The 7,109-nt window shown below is 47.2% G+C and carries 9 protein-coding genes; 2 read left to right on the forward strand and 7 right to left on the reverse strand.

Features of this window, described 5'->3' with window-relative positions; genetic code table 11:
• The 3 genes from LU351_RS19745 to LU351_RS19755 all read right to left on the reverse strand — a co-directional run.
• A partial coding sequence (locus LU351_RS19745) for an RHS domain-containing protein (protein WP_232595818.1) occupies window positions 1-212 on the reverse strand: 212 nt, incomplete at its 3' end.
• Between the two features lie 151 nt (window positions 213-363).
• Window positions 364-1,350 (reverse strand): site-specific tyrosine recombinase XerC, encoded by a 987-nt coding sequence (gene xerC / locus LU351_RS19750; protein WP_232595819.1) that lies wholly within the window; start codon window positions 1,348-1,350, stop codon window positions 364-366.
• Window positions 1,351-1,362: 12 nt separating this feature from the next.
• A complete protein-coding gene (locus tag LU351_RS19755) occupies window positions 1,363-4,413 on the reverse strand; it encodes a CHC2 zinc finger domain-containing protein (RefSeq protein ID WP_232595820.1) in 3,051 nt (1,016 codons plus the stop codon).
• A gap of 104 nt (window positions 4,414-4,517) precedes the next feature.
• Here LU351_RS19755 and LU351_RS19760 point away from each other — a divergent pair, with 104 nt between their 5' ends.
• Window positions 4,518-4,907, forward strand: coding sequence for a helix-turn-helix domain-containing protein (locus LU351_RS19760; protein WP_232595821.1), 390 nt, complete (start codon window positions 4,518-4,520; stop codon window positions 4,905-4,907).
• Between the two features lie 25 nt (window positions 4,908-4,932).
• Here the strand turns inward: LU351_RS19760 and LU351_RS19765 are convergent, their stop codons facing one another.
• Window positions 4,933-5,169 carry a hypothetical protein gene (locus tag LU351_RS19765; RefSeq protein WP_232595813.1) on the reverse strand — a complete coding sequence of 79 codons (237 nt, stop codon included), beginning with the start codon at window positions 5,167-5,169 and terminating at the stop codon, window positions 4,933-4,935.
• Window positions 5,170-5,572: 403 nt separating this feature from the next.
• Between LU351_RS19765 and LU351_RS19770 the strand changes: the two genes are divergently transcribed.
• Entirely contained in the window at window positions 5,573-5,719 is a 147-nt protein-coding gene (locus LU351_RS19770; protein WP_232595822.1) for a hypothetical protein, read from the forward strand.
• Window positions 5,720-5,818: 99 nt separating this feature from the next.
• Here LU351_RS19770 and LU351_RS19775 read toward each other — a convergent pair whose 3' ends face one another.
• The 3 genes from LU351_RS19775 to LU351_RS20855 form a co-directional block, all read right to left on the reverse strand.
• The gene (locus tag LU351_RS19775; protein WP_232595823.1) at window positions 5,819-6,001 is read right to left on the reverse strand and encodes a hypothetical protein; all 183 of its coding nucleotides are present in this window, start codon (window positions 5,999-6,001) and stop codon (window positions 5,819-5,821) included.
• The gene (locus LU351_RS19780) at window positions 6,001-6,378 is read right to left on the reverse strand and encodes a hypothetical protein (RefSeq protein ID WP_232595824.1); all 378 of its coding nucleotides are present in this window, start codon (window positions 6,376-6,378) and stop codon (window positions 6,001-6,003) included. The genes LU351_RS19775 and LU351_RS19780 overlap by 1 nt, the downstream gene beginning before the upstream one ends.
• A gap of 8 nt (window positions 6,379-6,386) precedes the next feature.
• Window positions 6,387-7,109, reverse strand: a 723-nt coding sequence (locus LU351_RS20855) for an RHS repeat domain-containing protein (RefSeq protein WP_269783549.1), incomplete at its 5' end; no start/stop codon positions are given.

Genomic DNA, 7,109 nt, shown 5'->3' on the forward strand with positions numbered 1-7,109 from the left:
TGGTAACTCACGCTCCACGCAATATTCCCTTTCTTATCCGTTAACGTATCCGGCGTGCCGAGGTGATCCAAGTGATAGTAACGATTCTCTGAAGTCGTCCTATCACTATTTTCCTCGCAACCCCGGTGCCATGCGGGGTCGTTAGCGGCAAAACCCCGATGCGGTACGCCTCCTATTTTTTGAACCCCCGACGCGCTTTTTTCGGTAAACACCGCGCTCGCCGGAACACACAGCTCAGTGCTGTGTGTGTTGAACGTGGAGGATATTTCAAGGATCGTCGCTTGCATTACGCCAGTGTAAAAGCCACCCGCAAGCCTCACAAGACTGAGGGCTTAGGTTGGCACGATAAAACGCTTTTCTGAGTTATTTACTGGCGTTACTTTCAGCAGGATGGGTGCTGCGGTGTACGTCGCGCAGCATATCAATGGAGAGGTGTGTGTAGATGGTGGTGGTATTGATGGAGCTGTGGCCAAGGATGACTTGTAAGTGACGCAGGTCTGCGCCATTTTCCATCATGTGGGTGGCCATCGCATGACGAAGCAGATGACAGCTTCCATCACGGTGTATACCAACCGCCTTCATGAGTTTTTTAACAAGGTTACCGATGCTGCTGGCATTCATGATGCCGCCATGATGATTGAGGAACAACGCCTGCTCTTGGTAGTCCGTCACCATGAACGGGCGTCCATCATTGAGGTAACGCTCTACCCAGGTCAACGCTTGCTGACCTATGGGAACGAAGCGGTCTTTACTGCCTTTACCTTTACGTACAAAGACACTTTGGCGTTCGAGGTTAATATCATGCACCTGCAAGTTTCGTAGCTCAGTGCGGCGTAAGCCGCAGCTGTACAACACTTCTAACATGGCGCGATTACGCAGCCCTTCCGGGCCATTGATATCCACACTGTTTAATAATTTCTGCACTTCTTTAACGCTGAGCACCGCTTCGGGTAAACGTTGAGGGATTTTTACTCCATCCACTTCTGACGCCGGGTTACTGGCGATGTGATTTTCTCGCGTCATCCATTTAAACCACGCCTTAATGCCTACCAAGTAATGGTGTTGTGTCACCAACGATAATGGCTTTCCCGTTTTTTCATGGCGACGGTAAAACAGGTGTCGTTGATAGCGCTCTAAAATGGGCTTGGTAATAATACGAGGGTCATCAATGCCCCGCTCATCACACCAGAGGATAAATTGGCGCAACACACTATCACGTCGTAAGGAGGTATTTTCTGAGAAGCCTTTGACCTTTAACCATTCCAGATAATGCACTAAGTACGGATATAGATTGCTGTATTCAACCACCAGTTTGGGTTGTTGGCCTTTGGAGGGGTGATGTTTTGACATCGTGGTTTATCGCTATGACGTGAATGACGGTACGACAGGGTTATTTTTTACAGCCAGATTAGTGTTTTTATCGTTAACCAACGACGTTTCTCTGTAAGCCTTACCGTTCAAGGGCTGAGCGTTAATTTCCACCTCGGACGAACCCCCGACGATGGGGCCACGTTGGGGGCACGAGGTTTCTTTATTAGTGGACGAAGTGGCTGTCGTAGTTTTATTTTTAATGGATTCTGTACCCACTAAGCCCAACATAAATTTGTCTTGTTGATCCCCCTCACCGTTATATAGCAATTCGTATTCGAAGGTTTGCCCCCGGCCACCACGATGTGTAATCACGTATTCCATTTCCATTAACCGCTGCATATGGGTTCTGACTTGCTTTTCACTCCAGCCGCAGAGTTCGCGCACATGACGGCGGCTAAAACGGAAGTCACTCTGTGCCAGCTGCTGGCTTTTGCATTCTTGTTGTACCCAGCTTTGAATGAGCGTTAATAATTTTCTTGTCTGCGGCGGTAATTCATCAAGCGTTCTTCCAAGCACTTGATGGGCTAATTGATTGGCCATGTCGATGTCATCGAGCGTGACTTCAAGATATTCCACGGTGTGGTCGCCTCGCGTTTCTGTTTTTATTTCCCGCTGGTATTGGTGCAATAACGTGATGGTTTTGATCAACGTTAAGTATTTCATGTGGTCGCGGCGGGTTCTTGTTTTGTCACTTAAGAACGTCAGTTGCTCAGCGTAAGGATTGACGATGGCGTATGACTTGAGAAGACGCTGCGCGTTACGGTGTTGCTCGATTAACTCGTCACTTTCCGACTGCATAAACAAGCCATCCAATGTGTCGGCGAAGCGTTGTCGTTGGTGGATTTCTTTTGTCTGAGTTTGACTTTCATCGACGCTCAACACTAAACATCGATTTAATAATTCCTCGTCAATGTCGATGGCCGTGGTGGTCATAAACAACTGCGCCGGGCCTTCCACACGATATTCTTTCGTCACTAAATCGCCAGTGGTTTCATCTTTGCCGGTGCTGGCGATGGTGACTTCACCTTCACTTTGTAAAAGTTTTAAGGCGTAGCTGGCATTGCTGGCGCCTTCCTCTTCCGCAATCGCGAGGATTTTATGTTTTAAGCTGGTTTCGCCGAGGTAATACAAGCTTTGCCCGGTCATGGCCGAGTATTGAATGCGCTCCTCTGGCGGCATCAGTGTTAAAATGCTTTCCATCAACGACGACTTACCAGCGGCGCTCGAAGACTGGATAACCACACCCAGTGGTCGGTGTAATTTCCGCGACACACACGCCAAGTAACCCACTAATTTATTGCTGTCTTCGCCGATCAAGCCGATGCGGTTAAAGTCGTTGGCAATGCGAGCCAGTAGGTTTTTATCGTTCAGCAACTGCAATGCTGCGCTTTTTTCTTCGGTGGTGATCTCTGGGAGTTTTGATTCTGGCTCACTGTTTTCCAGCGCTTGCTGATCTTGCAAGGCTTCCAGTTTTAACAACACCTTGCCTAAGTCTTTTTTAATCACCTCGTCTTTCACGCCCAGCTCAAGGTGCGCTTGGTTGATAAACACCTGGCGTTGTTTAGCGTTATAAAGTTCGAGCGTGTCGTTGTGGAAGCCGTTGTCGTTAAACGCCATTAAATTAATTTTTAAATGGCTGTTGTCGGCGTTGGTATTTAAGCCTCGTACTCGATACCCCCGGCCCCCGATATCTAACAGGATTTGGTGTTCGGAGATTTCACAACGGATGCCATCGTCCGGTGTGTGCGGTAACGGACTGGCAGCTAAAGGGGGAAGTTCTATCGCTTCGTTTTTTTCCTCTGCCACGTTGTCAACTTCGGTTTCGTTTTCTGGCTCTTCTTCTGGTTCTTCAGTTTCACTAAAAAGCGTGGCTAGTGGTGCATCGCTGTCTTCCGTCACTTCCGTGGTAATTTCCGGCTGCTTTCCATTTCCTAGCCATTCCGCTTTTCTAATCACCAGTTCGAGGGATTTTCTCGCTGGCGTGACCTGCAAAGCGTAAAAATTGGCGTCCATGCCTTTGGGGAAGAGAACTCTAAAACAATCGATACCTTCGGCTTGCATCATCGCAGCGTGTTTGTCGGCGGCGGTATTGCCGGGCTCGTCACGGTCGTAAGCGATCAAGACTCGTTTGATTCCGTAACGTTTAAAGGCGGCTAAATGAGAAGCGGTAAAACCCTGTGTGCCGTAGCTGGCGGTGACGTTTTTAAAGCCGTGAACCCAGAAGGTCATTGCATCGATGAGTGATTCACAGAGAATCACTTCACTCTGGTTTTTAAGGGCTTTTTCATTAAACACACCATCGTGTGGTCCCGGTAAATACGTGTGTTTGGGTGTGCCTTTGCGTAAATTATCAAGTAATTTTCTGCCGTACATTTCGGTGATGTTGTCGTGCTCATCGAACACCGGCACGACGATAGAACCGTTAAAATGTTCGTGGCCCGACTCGCGGAGAATGCCGACGTGTTTTAATAAATTACGGGCCTTAGCACCGGCTTCTCGATTGGAGTGTGGCAAGTGATAAGCCAAGGTTCGGTTGGCAAAGCCGAGTTTAAACTCAGTGATTAATTCGGGATGATTTAACCCGCGTTTTTCTAAATACGCCAAGGCATCCGGTGCGTTCAGTAAAGTCTCGTGATAATAATTAACGACTTGGTGCAAGGCTTCCGCCGTATCGGCAGCTTGAAGATCAGCGGCTAAAGAAGACGATAATTTTTGCACCGTGGTTTTTTTAATGGGTGTGGTCGGTGTTGTGCTAATTGCACCAATGTCGTTTTGCAGCAGCTCAACCGCAAGCCGGAAGCTCACACCTTGGGTTTTCATCACCCAGTCAATCACCGAACCTCCAGCACCACAGCCGAAGCAGTTAAATAAATTCGATTCCGAGCTGATGATGCACGACGGGGTTTTTTCTTCGTGGAATGGGCAACACACCGCGTAGTCTTTGCCCTGCTTCACCAGCTTGAAGCCTTGGCTTTCAGCGAGGCGAACCAGTGAGATGTCGCTTTTTATTTTATTGATCACTTCTTCAGCGATTCTGGCCATTTTGCCCCCGTTACCCTAAAAACCTGTCAAGACTACTTTAGTGTGTTTTTTTAGTATTTCATAGTGTATATTTACGAACAACCATTTTTTAGAGGGTTTATCTTATGGGCAGATTAATCGTGGGATTCTTACTGCCAATGAACTTTCATTCACGGCTTTCACAGATCAGAAAGCAACATAGCTTGACTCAACAAGGACTTGCTGACCTTGTGGGCTTGCATGTGAACCAGATTAAAAAGTACGAAGCAGGTACAGCACAGCCTACCTTGAAGGCGCTAATTAATTTAGCTAAATCACTTCATGTAACTTTGGATGACTTGGTTTTTGGTGAAGAGACCAGAGGCCCAGACGAGAGACTACGTTTACAATTTGAGGCTATTTGTGCATTTGATGAAGAAGATAAATTACTAACTCAAGGTGTTCTAGAGGGATTGATTTTAAAGCATCAAGCTAAACAATCGATTCAGAGACAAGAAGCAGCTAAAGAAGAATAAAAGGGCGCAACGCGCCCCTTGTGCCTTACCAAGGCACCACTAAATCATCGTATTCACTCCGTATTTTTCTCACGATTTCCTGAAGATCATCGATGCGATCCCAGGCCTCAACCACGCTGTAACCATCTGGGATAAAGTCCATTCGATCTAACACGAACGCTGCCGCGATAATTTCGCCGGTGCTGGCGCCGGTTCTTCCATTTGTGGCTAATTCATTAGCGGTTTCGATGATTTTTCTTGCGACGGGTGGAACATTTACCATTGCCATTTTCCTCTTGAGTGGCGGTTTGTTTGCCGCCACCCGACAGCGTCGCGCGCAGGCTGGTCAAGGCTGCGCAGCACCCGTAGGGCTTGGCCTTGACCGGCCGAGCACGTCGCTAACCTAAAAAGGCAAGCAAGCAGACACGTTGGTGACGTTGCCACGGACATTGCCCCCTTTTGCTAAAGGGGGTTGGGGGATAGGGAATAAAGTTTTTAAGTGCGGCTTTGCCGCCACAGAACCTGTTCCCCCTTGGGGGCTAGGGGGTAAACCTGCCGTGCGGCCAGCCCGAACCCTGCCCGCTTTATTGCTGCGGTTTGCGCGATTGTTTTTTACAACGTGCTAACGAACCGATGACCACTGAACGTGACCCACTTTGGCGGGTAGGGTTTTAGGGCGGGGAGACGTGCGCAGCACGACGGGGGAGGCACGGCTTGGAAAGGGCTATGGAGTATGGCGTGACGCTTGCCCACTGCGATGTATTTTAGCGGCTAAAAGGGGAAGTGATGACGGTGCCAATAAAAATGCCGCTGCGAATTTGCAAGCGGCATGACATAGGACAGAGCAGCCTTATTGACTATGCAGTGCGCAACGCAGTGAAGCGCTGCCCGGAGCCGCATTGCGGCGGAGTGGCGGTGTGTCCGATTATGATTTACTCGTCTTCATCATCTACGATTTCTAAAGACTCCTCTTGAGCACCGAGATAAGTACCCTCATCAACAATATAACGCAACAAAATTCCACAGGATTGACATTCAAACGTATCACCGCCATCAATGTCTTCTTCTCTTAAAAAACTACGAGAAATACCACTTTCACAAGCTGGGCAATACATCAGATATACACACTCCAATTTTTATTTTTAAGGGCCTTAAATAAACGCTCACCACTCCGTCCATGTAATTTTTCTAATTCTTTAATTGCACTTTCCCAATTAAACCTTTCGCAAGACCTAGCCAGCACCTCTCCTAATTGAGTTTGTATCGCAACATGATATCGACGCTCTTGTGTGACCGCACCTTTAATATTGAGATAATCACCTGGCTCAATAACAAAATTGAGTTTCTCTATCAACTCTCTTCTCTCAAAAGTGGTTAAAGCAACTCCGCATATTGGACATTCTTTGAATGGCGGCTCAAGGGATGCTGTAGGAGAGCTAACCCAGTTATGATAATTCTCACAACTTCCCTCATATCGATACAGCTTTGTCATTTTATGAATTAACCTTTTTTATTTTTACTTATTGTCGCGCTTTCTGGATAGAAAAGATGAACATTTACATCCGGCTTGCCCCCGCTACTTTTCCATCCTTCTACATTAAAATGTGGTCTATTTTCTCCGAATGCAGGATGCCCCATAAAATCATCACGTATTCTTTTTGTTTGAGATTGATTGACTAAACCATATTGCTTAACTTTCTTTTTATCTCGATATGGATTATTTAAACCATTAATTTCTCCGTATGTATCCATCGTTAAAATATCCGGATCACTTCCCATATCGCCCAAGATTTCAGAAGCGGCTTGCTTTGCAGCTTTTTTAGATGGAAAAGCATATCCGCCTTCAACTTCAACTCCACCATGCCTAGCTACTGCATCTGCGACACGATTTTGCATTGCCTCAACTTCTTTACAGCTAAGGCCGAAAGGATCAATCCATTGAACAGGGTTGGGCGCATATCGGTAATTGTTTGATCCGCCAATCAACCCAATCGGATCTTGCGTCGTGAACTGGCCTATTTGCGGATCATAATATCGAAACCGATTGTAGTGAAGATTCGTCTCTTCATCATGATATTGTCCCGCAAACCGAATCGGCTGATGAAAATGTTCGCCCTCATGCTTAATCGCCAAGTTACCATACGTCTGGTAACTCACGCTCCACGCAATATTCCCTTTCTTATCCGTTAACGTATCCGGCGTGCCGAGGTGATCCAAGTGATA

This window comes from Marinibactrum halimedae (assembly GCF_021234875.1).
Taxonomy (GTDB): domain Bacteria; phylum Pseudomonadota; class Gammaproteobacteria; order Pseudomonadales; family Cellvibrionaceae; genus Marinibactrum; species Marinibactrum halimedae.

Bases quoted from the DNA above. Each gene is read 5' to 3' on its own strand.
- LU351_RS19760 (WP_232595821.1), top strand. From the start codon at position 4,518: ATGGGCAGATTAATCGTGGGATTCTTACTGCCAATGAACTTTCATTCA.
- xerC (WP_232595819.1), bottom strand. From the start codon at position 1,350: ATGTCAAAACATCACCCCTCCAAAGGCCAACAACCCAAACTGGTGGTT.
- LU351_RS19765 (WP_232595813.1), bottom strand. From the start codon at position 5,169: ATGGTAAATGTTCCACCCGTCGCAAGAAAAATCATCGAAACCGCTAAT.
- LU351_RS19755 (WP_232595820.1), bottom strand. From the start codon at position 4,413: ATGGCCAGAATCGCTGAAGAAGTGATCAATAAAATAAAAAGCGACATC.
- LU351_RS19775 (WP_232595823.1), bottom strand. From the start codon at position 6,001: ATGTATTGCCCAGCTTGTGAAAGTGGTATTTCTCGTAGTTTTTTAAGA.
- LU351_RS19780 (WP_232595824.1), bottom strand. From the start codon at position 6,378: ATGACAAAGCTGTATCGATATGAGGGAAGTTGTGAGAATTATCATAAC.